Source organism: Synechococcales cyanobacterium T60_A2020_003 (assembly GCA_015272205.1).
In the GTDB taxonomy this organism is placed as follows: Bacteria; Cyanobacteriota; Cyanobacteriia; order RECH01; family RECH01; genus JACYMB01.
This window is the reverse complement of record JACYMB010000384.1, coordinates 1-22,176: the sequence shown is the minus strand read 5'-3', so window position 1 is coordinate 22,176 and position 22,176 is coordinate 1. Positions and strand designations below refer to the sequence as shown.

The window sequence follows — 22,176 nt, the reverse complement described above, 5'->3', positions numbered from 1 at the left end:
TCAGGCCGGATGCCGAACTCTCAACGCAAAGTAGTCCGTACAGTCCTGCAATTGCTCAATCACATACCCTTCCATTTGCAAACTGTCTGGCACTTGCTCCACAGGTTCCCCAGGATCAATCCACACTTCTAACACCTGACCCGGCTCCATCTTCTCAAGCTGGAGCTTAGTTTTCACAAAGTTAATCGGGCAGGGAGTGCCCCGTAAGTCAAGTTGGACATTGGGGGTTGGCTGAGTCGTAGAGTTACTGGTACTCATCCGCGAAACAGTCCTCCCAAAAACCCTTCAATGCCCCCGGTCTTTCCCAGGCGATCGCCCCGGATCTTGGCTAACTTTTCCAAAAGCTCGCGTTCTTCTTGATTAATCTTGGTGGGAATATCAACCTCCACCGTAATCAAGTGGTCACCACGGCTAACCGGATTTCCTAACCGAGGCACTCCCTTATTTTCGAGGGTCACCACGGTTCCAGGTTGTGTTCCGGGATTGATCACCAGTTCCTGCGGTCCATCCACCGTATTTACCTCGATCCGACAGCCCAAAATGGCTTGCAGATAGCTAATCTTCAGATCCGAGAGGATATTGATGCCATCCCGCTCAAACTCCGGATCAGACTTAACGGATAAATGCACGTAGAGATCCCCAGGCGGCCCTCCCCGTTGACCCGCATCCCCCTTGCCAGGCACCCGTAGGCTAGTGCCTGTATCAACGCCCGGTGGGACGGTGATTTTCAGTTTCTTGGTTTCCTGAATTTGCCCGTTGCCACCGCAAGCATCGCACTTGTCTTCGATGACTTGACCCCTACCGCTACAGGTGGGACAGACCGAGACTTGGGTGAAACTGCCAAAGGGCGTACGGGTTGCTCGTCGCACTTGCCCTGTTCCTCCACAGGTCGAACAGGTGCGGGGTTTTGTACCGGGTTTTGCCCCGCTGCCACCACACTTGGCGCAAGTTTCTAAGGTATTGACGCGGATCTCTTGATCACACCCAAAAATGGCATCCCGAAAGTCCAGAACCAGATCTTTCCGCAGATCGCCACCACGGACAGGCCCCGTTTGACGCCGGGTCGTTTGTCCAGGGCCTCCACCGGAAAAACCGCTGAAAAAACTTTCAAAGATATCTGCGAAGCCACCGAAGTCACCAAAATCTTGATAGCCCGCTCCTGCTGCCGCTGCTGAACCAACCCCAGCCTCACCAAAGCGATCATACCGAGCCCGCATTTCCGGCTCAGACAAAATTTCGTAAGCCCGGTTAATTTCTTTGAACGTCTCTTCCGCCCCCGGTTCTTTGTTGACATCCGGATGATACTTGCGAGCAAGCTTACGGTATGCGCGCTTTATCTCCTCCTTATCAGCGTCCCGCGAGACACCAAGAATCTCGTAGTAGTCTCGAGCCATAAAACAATGTGTCTGAGAGTGTAGGTAACAGGTCGCCTTGTCAGGGCATACTGACTATCATACCCAACGGCTCGACGTCTCACCGTGCCCAATTGTTACTGAAATAAGATGTCAAATGTAGGGATTACCGTCCATGCCCACACCCTAGTCAATGGATTCGTAATCTACGCTTACAGTTTCATCACTTTCGAAGTCAAACTCGTCGAAATCCTCTGCGTCTGATCCGGAGGTGACGACTCCATTGCTGGAGGTTGGCCCAGATTTGTAGTCACTATAGCTTCCGGCATCACTTGTATTCGCCTGCTGGTAAACAGCGGCTCCGATGGCATATAGCGTTTGCTGAAGCAAATCAATGCGATCGCGCACATCTTCAAGTCCAGCTTCACGGTTTGCCAAAATCTCCCTGAGGTCAGTGGCGTGAAGAACAGCTTGTTCCTTTAAGGCGTCGGGAATGAAGTCGGCATTATCTCGCAGCGCGGACTCATAGCTGTAGAAAAGACTATCGGCTCGGTTCTTTAACTCCACAAGCTGACGCCGACGCGCATCTTCATCCGCGTACGTATCCGCCTCCTGCCGCATCCGTTCAACTTCAGCGCTGCTAAGACCACCCGTATTCGAAATTCGGATACTTTGCTCTCGTCCTGTGCCCTTATCCCGTGCAGAAACCTGCAGAATACCGTTGGCATCAATTTCAAAGGACACCTCAATTTGGGGGACGCCGCGAGGTGCTGGTGGAATTCCCGTAAGTTGGAACTTGCCTAAGCTCTTGTTATCCTTTGCAAGTGCGCGCTCACCCTGTAACACATGAATTTCTACAGAGGTCTGACCATCGGTTGCGGTCGAAAAGGTTTGAGTTTTGCTGGTGGGAATGGTGGTGTTACGTTCAATGATTTTAGTGAATACTTCGCCCAGGGTTTCAATGCCTAGCGAGAGAGGAGTCACATCCAGCAGCAGCAGATCTTTGACTTCGCCACCCAAAACACCTGCCTGGATCGCCGCTCCAAGGGCAACCGCTTCATCAGGATTAACAGAGCGATCGGGGGGTTTCCCGTTGAAATACTCGCTGATCGCCTGTTGCACAGCCGGAATTCGTGTGGATCCTCCCACTAAAAGAATGCGATCAATACCGTCAGGGGATAAGTCTGCATCCTTGAGGGCTTGGGTAACGGGTTCAATCGTTCCTTGGATTAAATCCCGCGACAATTCTTCAAACTTGGCGCGAGTTAGCTCCATTTCCAGATGTTTTGGGCCAGTCTCATTCGCAGTGATGAAGGGCAGGTTGATAGACGTACTCATCATGCTTGAAAGTTCAATCTTCGCCTTCTCAGCAGCCTCTTTTAGCCGTTGAAGTGCCATTTTATCAGTGGATAGATCCATGCCCTCCGTTTCTCGGAAGCTTTTAATCATCCAGTCAACAAGAGCGCTATCGAAGTCATCGCCACCGAGGTGATTGTTTCCTGCGGTTGCCTTGACTTCGAAAACGCCATCGCCTAGCTGGAGAATGGATACGTCAAAGGTTCCGCCTCCAAGGTCAAAGACGAGGACACACTGATCCTGATCTTGCTTGTCTAACCCATAGGAAAGCGCTGCCGCTGTCGGTTCGTTGATGATCCGGAGGACTTCAAGCCCTGCAATAGTCCCTGCGTCTTTGGTGGCTTGCCGTTGGGCATCCGTGAAGTAGGCAGGAACCGTAATCACAGCTTGGGTAGGGGGCTCACCCAGGTAATGTTCAGCATCCTGCTTTAGCTTTTGCAGAATCATGGCTGAAATTTGCTGGGGGGTGTAGGTTTCTCCGCGTACCTGTACATCAACGGTTTCATCCCGTCCGGCGATGCAGGTATAGGGCACACGCTTACGCTCTTGTTCCGTGTCGTTCCATCGACGACCAATAAACCGCTTGATACTGTAGATAGTATTTTCTGCATTGGTCACCGCTTGTCGCTTAGCTAACTGGCCTACCAGTCGTTCGTTATTTTTGCCGAACCCAACGATGCTAGGCGTTATTCGTCCTCCCTCAGAATTGCTAATGACGATGGGTTGACCACCTTCTAAGACAGCAACACAACTATTTGTTGTACCTAGATCGATTCCGATGACTTTTCCCATAGCTAGCGGCTGTATATTACTGAGGAACTACTTGGTAGACTGCCAGACGAATCATGTGAAGATCCCGCCCGTCTTTTGCCAGTATTCCGCATTTCTGCGGTAATTCGATCAACTCAAACAAATTTAATATGCTAGATAGTTGAAAAATGCGTCTAGCTGTGTGCTTGGCGTGCTTCTCTAATTCCGAATTAAATCGTTGAGATAAGGCTTCAAGGATCTAGCTAGCGATTTTCAACTAGCTACAGTGCATGGTCTGGATGTGCGTTGAATCCGCTGAATCTATAGAAGCTAAGACTATAGAAGCTAAGACTAAGATTCTGATGGCGGTGTATCCGATGGAGAGGCATCATCTGGGGCAACGGCAACTTTCACCATGGCATGGCGCAGGATGCGATCGCCCAACACATAGCCGCGCATCAGTTCTTCAATCACAGTTCCTTCCGGAAACTCGTGGGTTGCTTCGCGCATTACGGCTTCATGGAGATTGGGATCAAACTCTTGGCCTTCAGCCCGCATGGGGGAAACGCCGAGACGCTTGAGACCATCAACGAGCTGTTTGTACACACCCTGATAGCTTTTGTGGATCGCCATTTCCGCGTCGGTCTGCGGTTTAATCTGCGATCGCGCCCGTTCAAAGTTATCCACAACAGGTAGGAGTTCAATGACGGTATTACACTTCACCCGGTCATCTAACTCTTCCCGTTCCTTACTGGTTCGCTTGCGGAAGTTCTCAAAGTCGGCAGCCAAGCGCATATAGTCGCTGCTGCGGCGCTCTAGCTGAACTTTCAAGGATTCAATTTCCTGCTGGAGAGCACTCAGTTCAGCACTGCTAACTCCAGGTATGCCTTCTGATGGCTCGGCTCCAGCTTTATCCGATTCCTCATCGGGAGTAGCTAGGAACTCTTCCATACTCAACACATGCTCATCTGTAGGGGCATCACTGACGGACACAGCAGCATCAGCATCGCCCGCACCTGCTGGCATTGAATCGCCTGCCTCTGAGGTATCCATTGAGGATGTAGTTGTCTCCTGGGTTTCTTCTAGTTGCTTTTCTTCGTCAATCATTATTCGACAATTCCAAATCCACAATCTGCTAGTCTGAACGTTCGCTTATCCCAGGTTACCGAAAACCTGGGGTATTGGAATGCAAAAGTTTCCCCCCATAAAGGTAGGGGTTTCTCGCCGTTTGATCAACGGAACTAGGGTGAGTGGGGTCAAAAGAGCTTTATACTCGCGTTTCATCTTCCGGCGACCATGCGGTTTGCTTTTGCGGCAGCAAGAAATCGGTCAGCGCATCTTGCTGTTTCTCAACAAGATAGGTTCGACAAAGTGCAACCGCAATATCGGCCATGAGGAATGCTGCAATTGGCGCAACGACAGGCACCCATCCACGATTGATAAACAGGATGAGCGTTACGCCTCCCAAAATGACAATAACCGTCAGACTTCCGACTGCCAGAACCACGGGATGCCTTAGAAACCAGGCTAATCCTGCACCGAGAAGAGCCCATGCTCCAATCCAGACTACTTCAAGCCAATCGGGGAAGAACCAAATCAGTTGGTCTTGAGCTTCTGTGACGCTCAGGATTTGGCTGACCATTTGTCCGTGGATAATGACGCCTGCCATTTGGCGATCGCTCTGTGCCGAGTAGGGCGTATTGAAAAGATCCTTTGCGCTGGGAGCCGTCGTGCCGATGAGCACAACATTGCCACGCACCCAGGTTGGATCGACCGTTCCGGCAAGCACATCCGACAGGGAAACCGTCTGGGCAGGCTCGCCGTCGGAGCGGTAGCCCAGCATGATTTGATAGCCTGCGGCATCGATGGTTTGGTAACCACCATCCGTTGTCTTGAGGCTCCAGAATGGTTTGGTGGCAAGTTGCAGCGTGTCTGGGTGATCGGCGCTGTTTTGAGGAAGTACACCCTGATCAGCCAAGTATTGCAGCGCGACTTGAAGAGAAAAGGAATAGAACACCCCGGCATCGGTGGATGCCATGAGCAAGCTGCGGCGAACAATGCCATCTGGGTCAATGGGAATATCATTAAAGCCGACGCGATCGCTGGGCATATTGGGCGGAGGCGGAATGCTGTCCGCCGCTGATTCGCCAATTTTGGTGATGGCAACAATATTGTCGGCGTCAAGCAGTTTTTCGCGCAGTTCGGTTGTGCCCGGTTCTTGGGGTAGATCACGATACAAGTCTAAGCCAATGACGCTGGGATTATACTGCTGTAGCTCATCGATGACTTGGACTAAGGTTTCATCGGATGGAGTAGGGCGCTGGAGAGCTTGGAGATCGGCTTCGGTAATTTCGACGATTAGCAAGCGGGGATCGGGCGGCGCACTGGCTCGGAGGCGGGTCATTTGGTCGTAGGTTTTTAGCTCCAGCGGTTGCAGCCAACCCAGTTGTCGAATGCCGAGCAGTAGTCCGGTCACGGTCATGGCGGCGGCGATCGCCAATCCTACCCCAAGTCGTCCTTTAACTAACCGAGGAAAGGGCGGTTCTGTGATTTGCTCATTCCGCAGTATCGATTCGGGAATCAGCATGGAGGGGGAAAGATGGGTAAGAGAGGTAGGTAAGTTTGCCATTTGCTGGAGCGATCGCCGCACATCGCTGGCCGATGCGTAGCGTTGAGAGGCATTGAACCGCACCATCCGATCTAGAATCATGGCAAAGGCCGGACTGACGACGGCCTGATCGTGCCACGCAATTTCACCAGAGCGAGAGTCGGCTTGAAATTGCGAGGGGGATTGTCCGGTTAAGGCTTGGATTACGGTGATTCCCAAGGCGTAGAGGTCGCTGGCGTAGCGGGGTTTGCCAGAAAGCTGTTCGGGCGGCGTGTAGCCCTGGGTGCCAATGCCCACGGTGAAACTGCTCCGCGTCGATTGATCCACAAACTGGGTGTTGAGTTCTTTGACAGCACCGAAATCAATCAGCACCATTTTGCCGTCCCGCTTGCGGCGAATCAGGTTGCCGGGTTTAATATCCCGATGAATGACGTGCCGACCGTGGACAAACTCTAAAATCTGGAGGACATCATCAAGAAGGGCGATCGCTTCCGTTTCGGTGAAGGGGACATCAGGGCTAATTTCATCGGCTAAGGAGTTGCCATCAATAAATTCCTGAACCAGATAGAATTCTTGATTCTCCTCGAAGAAGTCATAGAGTGCAGGAATTTGATCATGCTCGCCGAGTTGCTCCAGAATCCGCGCCTCGGTATCGAACAGGCGACGCGCCACCTCCAACATCTTGGCGTCGGTGGTGGTTGGGCGAAACTGTTTAATCACGCATTGCCGTGCGGTGGAGTGTTGGCTATCTTCAGCGAGATAGGTTTGCCCAAATCCCCCTGCGCCAATCGTTCGAATAATTGTGTAGCGTCCACCACACAGAGTTCCCAGCATGATTCCCCAACGTGTATTGCTGTTGCATAATGACCAAGACGTTTTGAGCGTTTTAGTTCAATTTCAAGACACTCAAACTTGAATAATGAGCAGTGCACCTCTGGCCTACCAGATTACGGCGGGAATACCTCCATCGTATTCTAGGAGCAGACAGTTGATACAGTGGCAACGCAGCATGATGACAACAGGGCAACCGCAGATTACTGGAAAAACGAAGGTATTAGGGGTGATTGGTTCGCCCATCGAGCATTCTCTATCGCCTGTGATGCATAATGCGGCGATCGCCCACCTCGGTCTGAACTATATTTACCTCCCGTTTGCGATCGCACCGGATCAGTTAGAAACGGCGATCGCGGGTTTTGCCGCTATTGGCGTTCAGGGGTTTAGCGTCACTATTCCTCACAAGCAAGCCATCATGCCGCTTCTATCCGACATTTCGGAGGTTGCTCAAACCATCGGTGCCGTGAATACGGTCTGCCGAACGGATACGGGTTGGTTTGGCACAAATACTGACGTAACGGGTTTTGTCTCACCCCTACGGACTCAGGCGCGAGATTGGAGCCAGTGTCCCGTTGTTGTGCTGGGGAATGGAGGCGCTGCACGGGCGGTGGTGGCTGGATGCGCGGATCTGGGGTGCGATCGCATCCAGGTGGTGGGGCGCGATCGCGATCGGTTGCAAGCATTTTTAGAAAGTTGGAACACAGAACTATCTGCGAAGTTAGACATTTTTGAGTGGGGAGTGTTGCCCGATCTGCTTTCATCGGCAGGTTTGATTGTGAATACAACGCCTCTGGGCATGGCTCCGAAGATCGATGCATCCCCGTTAACCCCCGATGAAATTCAGCAGATTCAGCCCGGAACTCTGGTGTACGACCTCATTTACACCCCGAATCCCACGCAACTTCTAAGAGATGCAAAGCAGCAAGGGGCGATCGCCATTGACGGTTTAGAAATGTTGGTACAGCAAGGGGCAACCGCTTTTGAACTCTGGTTGGACCACACCGCACCTGTAGACGTTATGCGTCAAGCGCTGAAACAGGCATTAGGCTTGAACTAAGTTGCTCAACTTCTTTGGAATGGATACTCCCCTCGCCCCCTCAACCACCTTTGTCTCCGTGACTCGCCTACGGTTGCGATCGCCTTGGACACTCCCTGCTTTCTACTGGTATACGGGACGATCATTCCGGCAAGTGAAAAACGCACCGGGACACTTGGCCTCAACGCCGCGTCGCCAGCCAAATTTTACCTTTTGGACGTTAACCGTGTGGCACGATCAAGCCGCGATGCGTGCCTACCGTAGTTCCGGTGCCCATCGACAGGCGATGCCTAAGTTAGCAACTTGGTGCGATGAAGCATCCTACACCCATTGGGAACAGCAAGGCGCTAGCTTACCGACCTGGGAGGTGGCAGAGTCACAGATGAAATCTGAAGGACATTTCTCTCCGGTGAAACATCCCTCTTCCGCCCATGCAGAAAGATGATTTGAATCCTAGACCCTATCATCGTTGGGGCGATCGCCAGTGATAGCGGTTCCAGTCGTAAATCCCTTGAATTTCGGCTTCCATGCCGTTATCAAAGCGAACGATGCAGCACGTTCGGTTCGGTTCCCCTGGTAATGGGTCGCTCTTGAGATGAATCACCGTGCAAGGAAACCATTCTTGATCACCGTCCTGTACCCATTCCCAGAGGGCATTGGAAACTTCGATGCGATCGCCCACGTTCAACGTTAAGGCTTCAGATTCCAGATAGCGATTGATGTGGATGGGCTGCACCTGCTCCAACCACGGTAGCCCGTACTCATCGCGAATAAACTGCACCGAGCCAGAGTCGCGCCCTTGCAGCCAATCGTTGAGTAAGTCCACCTTCCACGAAATGTCCTGGTCTGAATGACGTTGAATGTAGTCCAGCAGGGCACTGCGTTGTTCTGGGGTGAGTAGATCTAGCGGATTTTGGGCGGGATCAGGGGCGATCGCCTGATTAAACGCGGCCATGACATCTGAACCCACCAAAGCCAGCAAAAGTTGCTGTTGGCGATCGCTAAGGGCTTCGCCTTCAACCTCACATTGCTGAAATGCGCGGTTCAGAATTGCTTCGATGTCTGCCGGAGTCATGGCCGTTTGTTACTTCAACGCCTCATTCAAAAAGTTAATGGTCACATTCCAGGCGTGGGTGGCGGCGTTGCGGTTATACCGGGTACCGGATGGATTCGCAAACGCATGATCGGCTCCCTCGTAGAGATAGATGGCAGCATCTTTGTCCAAATCATGGAGCGTAGAGGCAAATGTCCGGACTGTTTCCGGAGGCGGGGTATCATCGAGTTCACCAAAAATACCCAGAATTGGCATATCCAACGTTGCCAGAGCTGCCGGGTCTAGCACAAGCTGCCCACCGTAGTAGATGACGGCGGCATCCAGTTCAGTGGGCAAAAGCAGCGCTGTATTCAGCGACCAGCTTCCGCCAAAGCACCAGCCAATACTGCCCATTGTGTCAATACCTTGGGCTTTGAGGTAGGCGTAAGCTTGGTTCAAATTATCCAGGGCAGCGGTTGGGTTACTCACGACCTTGTCTACGAGGGCGAGTGCCTGCTCTGGGGCATCAGCGCTTTCGCCTGCGTAAAGATCGACCGCCAGCGCGACATAGCCTTCTCCAGCAAGACGACGGGTCATGGCTTCAATGTTTTCATTCAGTCCCCACCACTCGTGAATCACGATTAAACCCGGCAGATCATCAGACGCACCCTCTGGGCGAGCTAAGTAACCTGTGATGGGCGTGTCATCTACCGTGGCATAGGTCACGTATTCCGTGGACACAGGAGTACTGGGTTCTTGGGCCATCGCCTCCGACGCCACTGGGCGATCGCCGTCGTGAGAATGCATGAGCATCTGAGCGGGGCTAGAGGTGGTTGTCGCAACGGGAGTTGCGTTTACGGTGATCGACTGCAATGTAACTAACAGCGTCGTTATACTAAGAGCTAGCAACGTTAGACGAATGAATGATTTCATGGTGAATGATGTAGACCGTACTTCCAACAAACGATACGCTAAGGCCTGATGGTGAGAGTCATAGGCTGCGCTGCCGCACTACCACTAAACTGCCAAGAATAGAAGTTCCTGCATGAACTTTCTAGAGTCTACCGTAGCTTCACGGTGGGATGGGTCTAATTTCTAGAGTTGTGAGCGATCGCCCCGCCTATCGGATACCCCCCTGAGTTCCGTAATTCATCGGAATTCGTTACATCAGAATTGTAGTCACAATGGATCCGGCCAGAGAGCAACACCACACAGAACTGAAGATCTGAGATTCTGCGGTTTCCGTGGGTCGTTGCAGAATGAATGGACAGTTGCGAGCAGGAATAATTCTCTATTCTCAAAGTTTGTCTATGCTTTGGTGTGTAGAGATCTGACAGTTGCTCGTTAGTATCGCGTTTTTATTCAGCCCACTCTTCACCGTATGAATACTTCCATGTCTCTAGTTGGCATGTCTCAGTCCCTAGATCGACTCTTGGATCAACCCTGCGCTCGTTTTCAGTCTTCTCGTTCATACTCGGAATCCCTGCTTGATTCGGTCGATTCACCCTCTCAACGGCAATCCTTTCAGCGCAGTGCTGCCGTCGATAGTCGCTCACTAGCTCAGCAGGAGCGGGTGCGTCTCGCTGCGAATGATGTATACAAGGGGAAACTAGGGAAGGGCGATCGCCTCCATCCCAATCGTCAGAATCGTCGTGTTGACTTGTTTGCCTTAGGTCGAGTTAAATCCGGTGAAAGCGTTGAGATCTCCCTGGTTTCAACCGCGTTTGATCCTGTCCTGGAACTGATAGACCGTCGTACCAAACAAGTGGTGCAGTCAAACGACGATCGCAGCAAGGGCGATCGCAATTCCTACATCCGCTTTGAAACCGAAAATCGCGCTCGCTACCAGATTCAGGTCACCAGCTTTGATCGGGAGGCCACAGGGCGATACAGACTCAAGGTTACCACCGGAGACAACGTCGCCTCAACCGTTTTTGATTACAAATCAGGCTATGGTCTTGTGGACGCTGCTGCTGCGGTTGCTGCTGCCCTAAAACGTGCTCCCTTCGCTTCGCTGCCAAATACGAGCGATTTGTGGGGACTCGATGCGATTAACGCTCCGGAGGCGTGGGCAGAGGGCTTTACGGGCAAGGATGTGATTGTCGCCGTCCTGGATACAGGGGTGAACTATAACCATAAAGATCTCAAAGACAATATTTGGAAGAACCCAGGTGAAATTGCAGGCAACGGCATCGACGACGACAAGAATGGCTTCATTGATGACGTGCGCGGCTGGAAATTTGTGGATACAGACTCCAATAATCCAATGGATTTGGATGGGCACGGAACCCACGTTTCCGGAACGATTGCAGCGATGAACAACGATTTTGGGGTAACGGGCGTAGCCTACAATGCCAAAATCATGCCCGTCAAAGTTATTGATGGTCGGGATGATAACTCAACCCAGAAGTTTGATCAAAACCTAGCCGCAGGTATTCGCTATGCCGTCGATAATGGGGCGCGGGTTCTCAATATGAGCTTGGGAGCCTACATTGGTGAACCGACGCTACAGGCAACCCAAAGGGCGTTGCAATATGCCTACCGAAAAGGGGCGATCGCCGTCATGGCGGCTGGAAACAATGGCGCAATTCCCGGCGTAGATTCGCCGATCGAACCTGCTGCGTTTGCTCTTGATAATTTGGGCATTGCGGTAGGAGCAATTCGGGAAAATTATGATCTTGCCAGATTCTCAAATCCGGCGGGCAAGACACCACTCCCCTTTGTCGTTGGCCCCGGTGTCAAAGTGAAATCAACCGTCTTGCAAAATGGCTATGATTCCTACTCTGGAACGTCTATGGCCTCTCCCCACGTAGCTGGCGTTGTGGCACTTATGCTGAGTGCAAACCCCAATTTAACGCCGGATCAAGTGCGCCAAATTTTGATTGAAACGGCAAATCCAGAAGGGGTCAAAACCGCTTAGGACGAAGCAATTTGAGCGGTGTTATCCTGCCGAGACACGGCTTTTTGTAAAAACCAGTTGCGCGTCATGATCGTGCGGGGATGAATCAACTGCCGCTTGGATATGATGTACTGCAATGAATAATCACAGGTCATCCACAGCGCACGATCCAGACTCTCATAGCAGCTTTGCCGCAGCTTTTGCAGGTCGGGGGTGTTGCCTCGACCTGCTTCTAGCGTGTCTGCCAGAAACACAATGCAGCTCAAAGGACTCATGCCTGGTTGCCCAAGGGTGTGATTGGCGATCGCCGCCAACACTTCAGGATCGTGTACCCCAAACTCGTCCCGTGCAACAATCGCCCCAACATCTGCATGGAGCAGGTGGGGATTGGCTTCCAACACAGAATCGATCGGCAATCCTTCTGCTTTCGCCATCCGCAGTAAACGCTTAGGTTTGAAATATTTGGCGAGGTCATGCATCAATCCCGCTTGAGCGGCTCGCTCCTGATCCAAGCGGTGATGCTTTGCTAGGGCGATCGCCATTTCTTCAACGCCCAAAATATGGTGGATCCGAGACGAGGGAACGTGCTCAGCCAACCAATCTAAAATCGTCTGGCGATCAACAGGAATAAATGACACCATGCTTCTCCTACAAAATGAGGTGACCTCACCGAATAATTTGAAAGCCGTCTAGCCCTGCGGGTGGCTCATACTCAACCCTAACATCCTGAACAATGGCAGACGGTGGTCCTTTCCGACACCATCGCAACATCTCTTGAATTTGGACTTTCGATCCTTCGAAGACAGCCTCTACCCGTCCATCGTGTAGATTCCGCACCCACCCGTTTACGTTGAGAACAGCCGCCTGATCACAGGTCGAAAATCGATAGCCAACCCGCTGTACACGTCCTGAAACGAAGATATGAACTCGAACGATATCTGAACAGCCTGAAGAGTCTAAAGAATTCAGCATAGGGTATCAACTGCAAGTACAACAAGCTGGAGCGCCAAGTACAACAAGCTGGAGCGCTACGCCCCTAAATGCCAGGAGCTATGCTCGCAACCCTTGCGCTGCATGGCTTCTGAAAACACATTTTTCCAAATGCTATGACTGTAGCGCTATATCAAAATCTGAACTAATCAGGACTCCTATCGTTCGGTCATTCTATACCAAACTTAAAACTCTATGCACACATAGACGGAACCTTGCGAGAGACAATATTTTCCATGACTTCTCATCCTACTTATCAAAGCACTAAGCCTCCGATCCCATGGTCAATCCAGCCAATCTAACGGCGTATTTTTATCCTCAACTCTCTGATGCTCCAGTCAACGTGGTATAAACCGTTTGGAGATAGTTTGGAGACCTTGTAGGAGGCTTGTATGACCGAGACAGATCCCGTAAAGGTGATGAAACAACAGGTGGGCTTTGCGGCTGCAGACCGCGTGCAGTCGGGAACAGTTGTTGGACTGGGAACTGGATCAACTACAGCGTATGCCATTCAGCGACTGGGCGATCGCCTCAAGTCTGGCGAACTCAGTGATATCAAAGGTGTCCCGACTTCGTTTCAGGCATCGGTACTCGCGAAGCAACACGGCATTCCCTTAGTCACCCTAGATGAAGTAGACATTATTCACATTGCGATCGATGGAGCCGATGAAGTCGATCCGCGCAAGAATCTGATTAAAGGTGGCGGAGCAGCCCACACTCGCGAGAAGATTATTGATTCCCTGGCAGAGCTGTTTATCGTAGTTGTGGATAGTTCCAAACTCGTGGACAAGCTGGGCACAACCTTTGTCCTCCCAGTTGAAGTGCTACCGATGGCGACCGCCCCAGTCTCTCGTTTCATTGAAACCCTGGGGGGTAGACCTGACCTGCGGATGGGGGTTAAGAAAGATGGCCCGGTCATTACGGATCAAGGCAACATGATTCTCGATGTCACCTTCGATGGCGGAATTGATGATCCCGTCGGCATGGAAAAGATGCTAAACAACGTTCCTGGTGTTTTGGAAAATGGTTTATTCATCGATGTCGCCCATGTGGTGCTCATTGGTGAAATCATTGACGGTCAACCCTCCGTTCGAGAAATGTAGGCGGGTTGTTTGGTCTTGCGATTTACCGTTAATTGCTACGATGTAGGCTCCCCCGCAAAGTAAACCTTGCTGGGAGCCTATCAGCATAATTATTAAGTTTTATGTAAAATCAGCAATAGCCCTCTTCAATAGACACGCTTTGAGGAGTTGAAGCGTTTTGCTGGTTCTACGAAACGCTTTGTACAAGACACTGAATGATCTCTACGTTTGTCACCATGCAATATCGACGCTTTGGCCGGACAGAGTTGCAAATGCCCGTTTTCTCGTGTGGCGGCATGCGATATCAGCACTCCTGGAAAGACGTTGCCAATTGGACGATTCCTCAGGAGAATCAGGATAACATTGACGCCACGATTCGGCGATCGCTCGAACTGGGCATTACCCACATTGAAACCGCCCGTGGTTACGGAACCTCGGAAGCACAGTTAGGGCAAGTACTGCCAAAGCTGCCGCGCGAGAAGCTCATCGTCCAAACCAAAGTTTCCCCGACGGAAGATCCGCAGGAATTCGCCCGCACCCTTGAACAATCCCTAAAAAATCTGCGCCTGGACTACGTCGATCTATTTGGCATCCATGGGGTTAACACGCCGCAACTCTTGGACTGGACGCTTCGACCGGGCGGATGCTTGGACGTAGCACGCCAGTTTCAGCAGCAGGGTCGATTGCGACATATTGGATTCTCGACCCACGCCCCGTTAGACGTTATCATGAAGGCTGTTCAAACGGGTTGGTTTGACTACGTGAATCTCCATTGGTACTACATCAACCAGACCAACTGGGATGCGATTCTGGCGGCTACTCAGCAGGACATGGGGGTTTTCATCATCAGTCCATCGGATAAGGGGGGTAAGCTGTACGAGCCTCCTCAGAAATTGATCGATTTATGTGCGCCTCTGAGTCCGATCGTCTTCAACGATCTCTTTTGTCTCAGTCATCCAGAGGTGCATACCCTCAGCATTGGTGCTGCCAAACCTACGGATTTCGATGAGCACTTGAAAACACTGGATCTGCTAGAACGAGCGGATGAAGTTCTGCCGCCGATTTTGGAGCGCTTGGAACAGGCGGCGATCGCCGCCTTAGGAGAAGACTGGTATCGGACGTGGTTCGTAGGGTTGCCGCGCTATGAAGAGACACCCGGAGGCATTAATATTCCGTCCATCCTGTGGCTCCGGAATTTGGCGATCGCCTTCGATATGGTGGACTACGCCAAGATGCGCTATAACCTCTTGGGCAATGGTAGCCACTGGTTTGCGGGCAATAAAGCAGACAAGGTGGATAGCTTAGATTTGTCGGAGTGTCTAACTCACAGCCCTCATGCTGGTACGATTCCAGGATTTCTTCAAGATGCCCATCGCCGTTTAAGCGGGCAATCGGTACAGCGACTTTCACAGCAGGACTAAAAGCTCAAACATCTCAGAGCCGAAATCAGTGGACTGAGATGTTCTAGTAGACTTGTATTGCTAAATTTTGATTTTCAGATCCAATGAGTAGGGCTAACGGGCTCACTTGTTTCGGAGATGATTGACCAGTGCCTCTAATCCCAGTACGTAGCTGTGGGCACCAAAACCACTGATCTGACCGATCGCTACCGCCGCAATGTAGGAATGGTGACGAAATTCCTCGCGTCGATAAATATTGCTCAGATGAACCTCAACCGTCGGAATGTTAGTAGCGGCGATCGCATCTCTCAGTGCAATACTGGTATGCGTGTAAGCCCCGGCATTGATCACCAAACCATCGTGGACATTCATCGCTGCATGAATGGCATCCACTAAAACACCTTCATGATTCGACTGCAAAGTTTCAACAGCGACACCTAGGGATTCACCGCGAGCGATCAAACTTTCGTCGATACTCGGCAGGGTCTTATGCCCATAAACTACAGGTTCACGCTTGCCCAACAAATTCAAGTTTGGACCGTGAATGACCAAAATACTTATCACACAATTATCTCGCTAGATGACCCCTAGCTCTATTAGCGGCGACCCGGCTCCCGAACCGGAATAGGAATGGGTTCCGGCTCAGGTTCGGCTTGAGGTCCCAGTAGAGCTTCGATCAATCGACGGAGCAGCTCTTTGATCTTCTCGAGTACCTGTTCAACTTGAGCCATTAACTTTCACTCTCCCCTCTTTTGGATTATCGGGTGATGTGCTAACAAACGAAACAAGATAGCCACAGAATCAGTGCCTTACTAACTATGATACCCCAATAATGATGGATTCTCAGCGATCGCTTTCGAAAGTTTTACGCTCTGGATAACGCTAGAAGGCTGCGACGCAGGCGATCCAAGGCATTGCAAGCACTGAGCCATCGAATCCAGTCGCGATCGCTGTAGGCACCAAATTGATACTGAACGCTTTCGACCTCGTTGTTTGGCCCAGCAATGCCGATGTAAACCAAGCCAACGGGTTTGCTCTCGGTGCCGCCACCCGGACCTGCAATTCCTGTAATGCCAATTCCCCAGGTGCTGCCGAGGCGCGATCGCACCCCCTGAGCCATCTGTTTGGCAACCTCATCGCTGACGGCTCCCAGGGAGTCTAAAACGGATGAATCTACACCCAGTAGCTGCACCTTTATCTCGTTGTCGTAGGAAATAATGCCGCCCCGAAAGTACACCGAACTACCCGGTACGCTCGTAATTAAGTGCCCCAAGCCTCCACCTGTACAGGACTCTGCAACGGCTAGCGTTTCCGATCGCTGGGTGAGCAACGCGCCAACCACCGATGCCAAACTATCCTCATCGCCACCGTAGCAATGGTCGCCGCCAATCTGGCGCAGTTGGGCTTCAACTGGGTCAATTAGGGCGATCGCATCTTCTTCAGAGGTGGCCTTTGCCGAAATCCGAAGCCGCACCTCTCCACGACCTGCATAGGGAGCAACGGTAGGATTGGATAAGCTCAAAAAGGATTCCACCTGCTCAGCTAACCCCGATTCTGAAATGCCCCAAAATCGCAGTGTGCGGCTGTGGATCGTCGTCTGGCCCCATCCCTGACTCTGCAAATAGGGCACCGCCGTTTCCGCCCACATCGCCTTCATTTCGCGGGGAACCCCTGGAAAGGTGAGAATTGTGAGGTTGGGGCGTGGCTGCCAGATTATCCCCGGAGCCGTTCCCAGGCGATTGGGCAGCACCGAAGCTCCTTGGGGGATCAATGCCTGTTTGCGGTTGCTGGGCGACATCTCCCGCCCCCGACGAATAAACTTTTGGGTAATATCGTCTAGGACATCGGCCTGTTCAATGAGAGGAGTGTCAAAGAAATCCGCGATCGCCTCGGTGGTCAGATCATCCGGCGTTGGCCCCAGTCCCCCGGTGAAAACAATAATTTGGGAGCGTTCACAGGCGATCGCCAATGTTTTTTGAAGACGCAGAACATTGTCTCCCACAACGGTCTGGTAATAGTGGGGAATGCCCAGTCTAGCAAACTCTTGTGCTAGGAATTGGGCATTGCTGTTTAGAATCTCGCCTAGTAGCAGTTCGGTGCCAACACAAATAACTTCAGCACTTCCAAGCATAGTCGGAAACCTTTAACCCCTTGACCGGGAATACTTACGGGCTTTCCAGCAAATGTAGACTAGAAGCAACGTAGCCGCGATCGCGTAGGCAATCCCACTGGGCACGTTCGAGAAGGCGAGTGCCAAGCTCCCAACCCAAAGCGTCAGGGTGTAGATGAATAAAACCGTAAAGCGATGGGACAAGCCAGCATTCAGAAGGCGATGGTGGAGGTGTCGCTTATCCGCCTTGAAGGGTGACTTGCCATTGCGGAGACGGTCTAAGATAACCGCCGACATATCCAGGATGGGCACGGCGAGGATCACGTAAGGCAGCAAAACCGCAACCGTGGTCACGCTCTTGACCAAACCAATCACCGCAATGCCTGCCAGCGTAAATCCCATGTAATAGGAGCCGCCATCTCCCATAAAAATTTGAGCAGGGTTGAAATTGTAGCGGAGAAATCCTAGACATCCTCCGGCCAGTGCAGCCGCAATCAGAGCCGCCGCAGGTTGATTCATGAATAGGCAAACGACCAACATCACCATAGCGGCAATGCCAGAGACCCCCGCTGCCAAACCGTCTAAGCCGTCAATCCAGTTAATCGCATTGGTCATTCCCACGAGCCAAACGACGGTAATCGGCAAGCTGATCCAGGGATCCAAGCTGATCAATCCCATAAACGGAACCGTCAGAAACTCAATTTGAACCCCTACCGACCATGCACACGCAGCAACCGCACTCTGCAACAGTAAGCGCACAAGGGGAGGAAGATTGAATAAATCATCTGCTAGGCCGATGAGGAAAAACGCAAGGCCACCAATGGTCACCCCCCAAACCTCGTACTCCTTGTCTGATGGTAGCGTGCCAAATCCACCTAGCCCCCACACGGTCAGTAGCGCTACCAAACAGCCGATGAATATGGAAACCCCCCCCAGCCGAACCATGGGCTTCTTGTGAACCTTACGTCCACCAGGAGGGTCATAGTATCCACTTTTCAGCCCAACTGCCTTGACCAGGGGAGTAGTCACCACGACAATCGCAGCTGATATCACAAATGCAGCCAAATGGTAAAGGTAAGAGGGCATCGGAAATCGTTGAGTGGGATTGAACGACGGTGTCAGAAAGAGTCAGTAACGAAGCGGACGCAAGAGGCAAGGTTCATCAGAAACCTTGCACTTCAGATAAGCGTGAACTCAGTTAAAGCATCAGCGCAAATGTTAAGAAACTGATTATGGCCTCAGGCAATTATATTAGTTCACTTCGGTAATCTTGCCACAGGATTTAAAGGATTTTCAGTTCAAGTTTCCAAAAATTCCTTAGTTGTGCTTATGGTAAGTGGGTAACCTGAATTAAACGATGTCCTGAGAACGGTATACCGAGCTTTCTAGGTTCCAGAGCTACGTTGAGTTAGGACTCTCTACTTATTAACAGCATGAAGCTATGGATTGAGAGGCTCGGATAGCTGAGAAGGTTGAAATAAATGGGTTCAATTTTGCGGAGAATTTAGGGCAAACCCCAATAATCTAACTGCTCTGACAGCCAGCCATCCTCGTACCACGATGCGATCGCATCGTTGATCTTTTGATAGAGCGGGTAATATTGATTTCCTCTAGGCATCGCGATCGCCAAGGCATCAACCGATAATACTGTCGGTAAGACGTGATAGGTAGGATACTCTTGTACCCAACCTGCGAGGATACTGGTATCCCCGGCAAAGGCGATCGCCTCACCGTTTTCTAAGTGCTCCAACGCCTCTTGGTAGGAGGAAACGCCAATCATGTCTACATCAGGAAGGCGCGATCGCACCGTAGAAATTGCGCTAGAACCTTCGAGTACCGCCACAACTCCCGAAACGTCGGAAATATCTTGAATGTCAGGCGATCGCGTAATTAGGGCAGTGCCGTCTAAGTAATAGGGCGTACTAAAACTCACAAGGCGCGATCGCCCGTCGGTGGCTGTCATTCCTGCAATAACTAAGTCAACCTCTCCAGTGAGGAGTACGGAGAGACGGTCAGAGTTTTGCACAGGAATTAATTCAACCGCCGTTGGATCGCCCAATAATTCTGCAGCCAAACGATGGGCAATTTCGATTTCTAAACCCACGAGCTCGCCATCATCATCTCGAAATCCAAGGGGTTGCCAGTTATCCTTAACAGCGACAACGAGATAACCCCGCTCAATAATTTCATCTAACTCAGCAGCATAAATAGGAAGGGACGCAGAGCTGATCTGCGCCCCCATAGTCGTAGCCACGAGCATCAATGCGGCAATCCATTTCAGGCCGCGACGATTGGTCATGCGCCTAAAGATTTAAGATGCCTTGCCTGCGGCCTCAACAACCTTGGCGAAACCGGATGGATCCAAAACGGCCATCTGCGCCAACATCTTGCGGTTAATCTGAATATCCGCTTTCTTGAGGTTGCCAATCAACTGGCTGTAGCTCATGCCATGTTGACGAGCAGCAGCATTAATCCGAGCAATCCAAAGACGACGAAAATCACGCTTGCGCTTGCGGCGATCGCGATACGCATTGCGTAGGGCTTTCATCACCTGCTGATTTGCTGTCCGAAACAGCTTCGAGTGTGATCCTCGAAATCCTTTCGCTAACTTTAGAATTTTTTTGCGGCGCTTCCGGGCAACATTACCGCGTTTGACTCGTGCCATGTTCGACTATTTCCTTAAGCAAAACGTTGATTTCTAGGGTGCTTGGCTTTCCAACCTGGCTCTACCCATGTCTTACAAATAGGGAAGCATTAGCTCCACATTCTCAGCATCCCGCTCGTTAACAACAGCAGGTTGAGATAGACGACGCTTTCGAGTTGCAGTTTTGTGCTGCAAGATGTGATTCTTGAAAGCTTTCCGACGCATAATTTTTCCGCTGCCACTGCGACGAAAACGCTTCGCAGCAGCCTTGCGACTCTTCAGCTTGGGCATAGGTTCGCCATAATTCGACACAGTCTACTATCTTAATGCTAGTCAACCCAATTGAGCAAGTGCAAATTTAGGCGAATTTCCCAGAGTGAAGGAGCAGGGGATTGGGGACGACCAATGCCAAGTTCATGCGGAGCGGCATACCGTTCAGAGAAATTCAGTTAAACGCCTTAATTCAGTGCGAAATCAGACGTTAACGTTAAGTCAAGGTCGGTTTCGGGTTCAATGACGATTACTTCAACTTCATCGCGATCGCCCCCAATGAGAATGCTCGTCAGTACCCCTAGACCTGCACCACCGAGGACTTCCCAGAAATCAATACTGCCAAAGATTTCAGCAAGTACCGCCGCCGCTGCTGCTCCAATTGCGGCTCCCCGGAGCAAATCCGGGTCAGACTCTTCGGTGATCACTTCTCGATTCGTAACAACCTCAGATACGGCATCAATGGGACGGCTAACTCCAGTGGGAAAGATGATGGTTTCGGCGACAAACTGACTGCCTCCCTCCGCAGGAACTAAGTTGCCTTCAATGAGGCTGCCCATAGGAATCAGGCGAGTACCCGATGTGGAATAGAGATCCTGGGCAACCGTTAGCGTGACTTCTAAGCTTTCATCTGGCGTTAGGATAATTTTTTCAGCGTCATCATAACGAACCGGAATGACAGCGCCCGCAGGAATCACAGTGCGGCTTTGAGGGAAAAGCTGTGCGAGGGTGATGGGTTCTGGTCGAGCAGTAGCAGGTGCCGATGCTAGAAATGGCACAAGGGCAGTCGTAGCCATGCCCAGACACATCATCCATGCCGTACCGGATCGGAATGTATGCCAGCACATCATCTCTGATTCTCCTTCATGGGACAGAATGCAATATCTATGGAAGTATGACCCCAGATCTAGGGGAATGTTCCAGATTAGCGGGATGAAATTGGAGATAGAACCGATGTTAAGTTTGGTGGATGCGATCGCCTTCTGAGATAGAACCAAGCATCCAATTCAAGAACTGCCACAAAAAATGGAACTTTCTACGCAAAGCTGGAAACCTTCTCTGTAGAGCCCCTTAGTGCATCATTGAGTGTCTTACCTATGGTTTCCTTTCAACGCCCCTCCTGGTCTCCATTTGTCTGTTCAGATTCATCCAATCAAAGCCCATACGTCCAATCTGAAGCCTACGGAACCTACAACCGCTTGTCAGACGCGGGTTCCGTAGGTTCATGCCAAGTTCCGAAGGTTCAGACGCTCGATTTTTCAAAATTATGTCCGTTTGAAGTCGTAACAGACCAATTTCAGACTTTAGGAATTCAATTTGAAGGGGCGATCGCCCTTCAACCCTCCAATCCTATTTTTTGGACGCATCGGCGCGAGAGTGTGCTGATGCCGCTTGCAGGACGCCAATCCATACGCCTCCTGTTTCAAGCTCCTATCAATCAACTGTGTTTATTGGTCATTGGCGTGCGAGAAGTGAAAATGATCGCAACAGGCAACGATCGCCCGCCTCTGATTCAGCGCAGTTCTCAGCCCAATCGCACGTTTAGTCAACCCAATGATCTCTTTGACCCGTTGACTCCTCACCGCTTGGAACTAGATGGCGTTCCCGCCACGGAAGTGAGTTTGGAATCTAGTCATCCCTTCGTACTTTCAACCGCTTGGTTTGGCTTTATTTAAGATTCCTAACAGGTTTTCGGCGCAGTTCCATCAATGCCCAATTGCATGGGAGCTCAATATCCGGGCTATAAACGCTTCTCGTACGTAATTGGTCACAGCAAGAAGCACACCGTATTGAGAATAAGGCGTTTCCTTC

The 22,176-nt window shown here is 51.3% G+C and carries 22 protein-coding genes; 6 read left to right on the top strand and 16 right to left on the bottom strand.

From position 1 onward, the window contains the following. The 5 genes from IGR76_18675 to IGR76_18655 form a co-directional block, all read right to left on the bottom strand. Window positions 1-258 (bottom strand): sulfurtransferase TusA family protein, encoded by a 258-nt coding sequence (locus IGR76_18675; protein MBF2080483.1) that lies wholly within the window; start codon window positions 256-258, stop codon window positions 1-3. Next, the gene (gene dnaJ / locus IGR76_18670) at window positions 255-1,394 is read right to left on the bottom strand and encodes a molecular chaperone DnaJ (protein MBF2080482.1); all 1,140 of its coding nucleotides are present in this window, start codon (window positions 1,392-1,394) and stop codon (window positions 255-257) included. The genes IGR76_18675 and dnaJ overlap by 4 nt, the downstream gene beginning before the upstream one ends. Window positions 1,395-1,538: 144 nt before the next feature. Further along, a complete protein-coding gene (gene dnaK / locus IGR76_18665) occupies window positions 1,539-3,500 on the bottom strand; it encodes a molecular chaperone DnaK (protein ID MBF2080481.1) in 1,962 nt (653 codons plus the stop codon). A 309-nt stretch (window positions 3,501-3,809) separates the two neighbouring features. Continuing rightward, window positions 3,810-4,565 (bottom strand): nucleotide exchange factor GrpE, encoded by a 756-nt coding sequence (gene grpE / locus IGR76_18660; GenBank protein MBF2080480.1) that lies wholly within the window; start codon window positions 4,563-4,565, stop codon window positions 3,810-3,812. 160 nt (window positions 4,566-4,725) lie between these two features. Then, window positions 4,726-6,900 carry a CHASE2 domain-containing protein gene (locus IGR76_18655; protein ID MBF2080479.1) on the bottom strand — a complete coding sequence of 725 codons (2,175 nt, stop codon included), beginning with the start codon at window positions 6,898-6,900 and terminating at the stop codon, window positions 4,726-4,728. A 178-nt stretch (window positions 6,901-7,078) separates the two neighbouring features. Between IGR76_18655 and IGR76_18650 the strand changes: the two genes are divergently transcribed. After that, on the top strand, window positions 7,079-7,957 hold the full coding sequence (locus tag IGR76_18650) for a shikimate dehydrogenase (GenBank protein MBF2080478.1): 879 nt from the start codon (window positions 7,079-7,081) through the stop codon (window positions 7,955-7,957). 19 nt (window positions 7,958-7,976) lie between these two features. Continuing rightward, window positions 7,977-8,381: a hypothetical protein gene (locus IGR76_18645; protein ID MBF2080477.1), complete on the top strand. Its 405-nt coding sequence runs from the start codon at window positions 7,977-7,979 to the stop codon at window positions 8,379-8,381. Window positions 8,382-8,399: 18 nt separating this feature from the next. On the opposite strand, the gene IGR76_18640 is transcribed toward IGR76_18645, so the two are convergent. Then, on the bottom strand, window positions 8,400-9,011 hold the full coding sequence (locus tag IGR76_18640; GenBank protein MBF2080476.1) for a hypothetical protein: 612 nt from the start codon (window positions 9,009-9,011) through the stop codon (window positions 8,400-8,402). A gap of 9 nt (window positions 9,012-9,020) precedes the next feature. Then, the gene (locus tag IGR76_18635; protein ID MBF2080475.1) at window positions 9,021-9,902 is read right to left on the bottom strand and encodes a dienelactone hydrolase family protein; all 882 of its coding nucleotides are present in this window, start codon (window positions 9,900-9,902) and stop codon (window positions 9,021-9,023) included. 448 nt (window positions 9,903-10,350) lie between these two features. Here IGR76_18635 and IGR76_18630 point away from each other — a divergent pair, with 448 nt between their 5' ends. After that, window positions 10,351-11,889, top strand: coding sequence for a S8 family serine peptidase (locus IGR76_18630; protein MBF2080474.1), 1,539 nt, complete (start codon window positions 10,351-10,353; stop codon window positions 11,887-11,889). Here the strand turns inward: IGR76_18630 and yqeK are convergent. Continuing rightward, a complete protein-coding gene (yqeK, locus tag IGR76_18625) occupies window positions 11,886-12,509 on the bottom strand; it encodes a bis(5'-nucleosyl)-tetraphosphatase (symmetrical) YqeK (GenBank protein MBF2080473.1) in 624 nt (207 codons plus the stop codon). The two genes, IGR76_18630 and yqeK, sit on opposite strands and share 4 nt — an antisense overlap. Before the next feature lie 25 nt (window positions 12,510-12,534). Further along, window positions 12,535-12,840 carry an acylphosphatase gene (locus IGR76_18620; protein MBF2080472.1) on the bottom strand — a complete coding sequence of 102 codons (306 nt, stop codon included), beginning with the start codon at window positions 12,838-12,840 and terminating at the stop codon, window positions 12,535-12,537. A 410-nt stretch (window positions 12,841-13,250) separates the two neighbouring features. Here IGR76_18620 and rpiA point away from each other — a divergent pair, with 410 nt between their 5' ends. Both rpiA and IGR76_18610 read left to right on the top strand, forming a co-directional pair. After that, entirely contained in the window at window positions 13,251-13,961 is a 711-nt protein-coding gene (gene rpiA, locus IGR76_18615) for a ribose-5-phosphate isomerase RpiA (protein ID MBF2080471.1), read from the top strand. Window positions 13,962-14,176: 215 nt separating this feature from the next. Then, window positions 14,177-15,361, top strand: a complete 1,185-nt coding sequence (locus IGR76_18610) for an aldo/keto reductase (GenBank protein MBF2080470.1) — start codon at window positions 14,177-14,179, stop codon at window positions 15,359-15,361. Window positions 15,362-15,463: 102 nt separating this feature from the next. Here IGR76_18610 and aroQ read toward each other — a convergent pair whose 3' ends face one another. From aroQ to IGR76_18575, 7 genes are all read right to left on the bottom strand, one after another. Continuing rightward, a complete protein-coding gene (aroQ, locus tag IGR76_18605; protein MBF2080469.1) occupies window positions 15,464-15,904 on the bottom strand; it encodes a type II 3-dehydroquinate dehydratase in 441 nt (146 codons plus the stop codon). A gap of 301 nt (window positions 15,905-16,205) precedes the next feature. Further along, window positions 16,206-17,471 carry a competence/damage-inducible protein A gene (locus IGR76_18600; protein MBF2080468.1) on the bottom strand — a complete coding sequence of 422 codons (1,266 nt, stop codon included), beginning with the start codon at window positions 17,469-17,471 and terminating at the stop codon, window positions 16,206-16,208. 12 nt (window positions 17,472-17,483) lie between these two features. Further along, window positions 17,484-18,536, bottom strand: coding sequence for an undecaprenyl/decaprenyl-phosphate alpha-N-acetylglucosaminyl 1-phosphate transferase (locus IGR76_18595; protein ID MBF2080467.1), 1,053 nt, complete (start codon window positions 18,534-18,536; stop codon window positions 17,484-17,486). Window positions 18,537-18,954: 418 nt separating this feature from the next. Next, on the bottom strand, window positions 18,955-19,749 hold the full coding sequence (locus tag IGR76_18590) for a transporter substrate-binding domain-containing protein (protein MBF2080466.1): 795 nt from the start codon (window positions 19,747-19,749) through the stop codon (window positions 18,955-18,957). Window positions 19,750-19,761: 12 nt separating this feature from the next. After that, entirely contained in the window at window positions 19,762-20,115 is a 354-nt protein-coding gene (rplT, locus tag IGR76_18585; protein ID MBF2080465.1) for a 50S ribosomal protein L20, read from the bottom strand. Between the two features lie 72 nt (window positions 20,116-20,187). Further along, a complete protein-coding gene (gene rpmI, locus IGR76_18580) occupies window positions 20,188-20,385 on the bottom strand; it encodes a 50S ribosomal protein L35 (GenBank protein MBF2080464.1) in 198 nt (65 codons plus the stop codon). A gap of 167 nt (window positions 20,386-20,552) precedes the next feature. Beyond that, window positions 20,553-21,215: a hypothetical protein gene (locus IGR76_18575; protein ID MBF2080463.1), complete on the bottom strand. Its 663-nt coding sequence runs from the start codon at window positions 21,213-21,215 to the stop codon at window positions 20,553-20,555. Window positions 21,216-21,461: 246 nt separating this feature from the next. Here IGR76_18575 and IGR76_18570 point away from each other — a divergent pair, with 246 nt between their 5' ends. Beyond that, on the top strand, window positions 21,462-22,040 hold the full coding sequence (locus IGR76_18570) for a hypothetical protein (protein MBF2080462.1): 579 nt from the start codon (window positions 21,462-21,464) through the stop codon (window positions 22,038-22,040). The last annotated feature ends 136 nt before the right edge of the window (window positions 22,041-22,176 follow it).

What these genes read in the sequence shown, in the direction of transcription:
- IGR76_18675 (MBF2080483.1), bottom strand. Translation starts at nt 258, where the DNA reads ATGAGTACCAGTAACTCTACGACTCAGCCAACCCCCAATGTCCAACTT.
- dnaJ (MBF2080482.1), bottom strand. Translation starts at nt 1,394, where the DNA reads ATGGCTCGAGACTACTACGAGATTCTTGGTGTCTCGCGGGACGCTGAT.
- dnaK (MBF2080481.1), bottom strand. Translation starts at nt 3,500, where the DNA reads ATGGGAAAAGTCATCGGAATCGATCTAGGTACAACAAATAGTTGTGTT.
- grpE (MBF2080480.1), bottom strand. Translation starts at nt 4,565, where the DNA reads ATGATTGACGAAGAAAAGCAACTAGAAGAAACCCAGGAGACAACTACA.
- IGR76_18655 (MBF2080479.1), bottom strand. Translation starts at nt 6,900, where the DNA reads ATGCTGGGAACTCTGTGTGGTGGACGCTACACAATTATTCGAACGATT.
- IGR76_18650 (MBF2080478.1), top strand. Translation starts at nt 7,079, where the DNA reads ATGACAACAGGGCAACCGCAGATTACTGGAAAAACGAAGGTATTAGGG.
- IGR76_18645 (MBF2080477.1), top strand. Translation starts at nt 7,977, where the DNA reads ATGGATACTCCCCTCGCCCCCTCAACCACCTTTGTCTCCGTGACTCGC.
- IGR76_18640 (MBF2080476.1), bottom strand. Translation starts at nt 9,011, where the DNA reads ATGACTCCGGCAGACATCGAAGCAATTCTGAACCGCGCATTTCAGCAA.
- IGR76_18635 (MBF2080475.1), bottom strand. Translation starts at nt 9,902, where the DNA reads ATGAAATCATTCATTCGTCTAACGTTGCTAGCTCTTAGTATAACGACG.
- IGR76_18630 (MBF2080474.1), top strand. Translation starts at nt 10,351, where the DNA reads ATGAATACTTCCATGTCTCTAGTTGGCATGTCTCAGTCCCTAGATCGA.
- yqeK (MBF2080473.1), bottom strand. Translation starts at nt 12,509, where the DNA reads ATGGTGTCATTTATTCCTGTTGATCGCCAGACGATTTTAGATTGGTTG.
- IGR76_18620 (MBF2080472.1), bottom strand. Translation starts at nt 12,840, where the DNA reads ATGCTGAATTCTTTAGACTCTTCAGGCTGTTCAGATATCGTTCGAGTT.
- rpiA (MBF2080471.1), top strand. Translation starts at nt 13,251, where the DNA reads ATGACCGAGACAGATCCCGTAAAGGTGATGAAACAACAGGTGGGCTTT.
- IGR76_18610 (MBF2080470.1), top strand. Translation starts at nt 14,177, where the DNA reads ATGCAATATCGACGCTTTGGCCGGACAGAGTTGCAAATGCCCGTTTTC.
- IGR76_18600 (MBF2080468.1), bottom strand. Translation starts at nt 17,471, where the DNA reads ATGCTTGGAAGTGCTGAAGTTATTTGTGTTGGCACCGAACTGCTACTA.
- IGR76_18595 (MBF2080467.1), bottom strand. Translation starts at nt 18,536, where the DNA reads ATGCCCTCTTACCTTTACCATTTGGCTGCATTTGTGATATCAGCTGCG.
- IGR76_18590 (MBF2080466.1), bottom strand. Translation starts at nt 19,749, where the DNA reads ATGACCAATCGTCGCGGCCTGAAATGGATTGCCGCATTGATGCTCGTG.
- rplT (MBF2080465.1), bottom strand. Translation starts at nt 20,115, where the DNA reads ATGGCACGAGTCAAACGCGGTAATGTTGCCCGGAAGCGCCGCAAAAAA.
- rpmI (MBF2080464.1), bottom strand. Translation starts at nt 20,385, where the DNA reads ATGCCCAAGCTGAAGAGTCGCAAGGCTGCTGCGAAGCGTTTTCGTCGC.
- IGR76_18575 (MBF2080463.1), bottom strand. Translation starts at nt 21,215, where the DNA reads ATGATGTGCTGGCATACATTCCGATCCGGTACGGCATGGATGATGTGT.
- IGR76_18570 (MBF2080462.1), top strand. Translation starts at nt 21,462, where the DNA reads ATGGTTTCCTTTCAACGCCCCTCCTGGTCTCCATTTGTCTGTTCAGAT.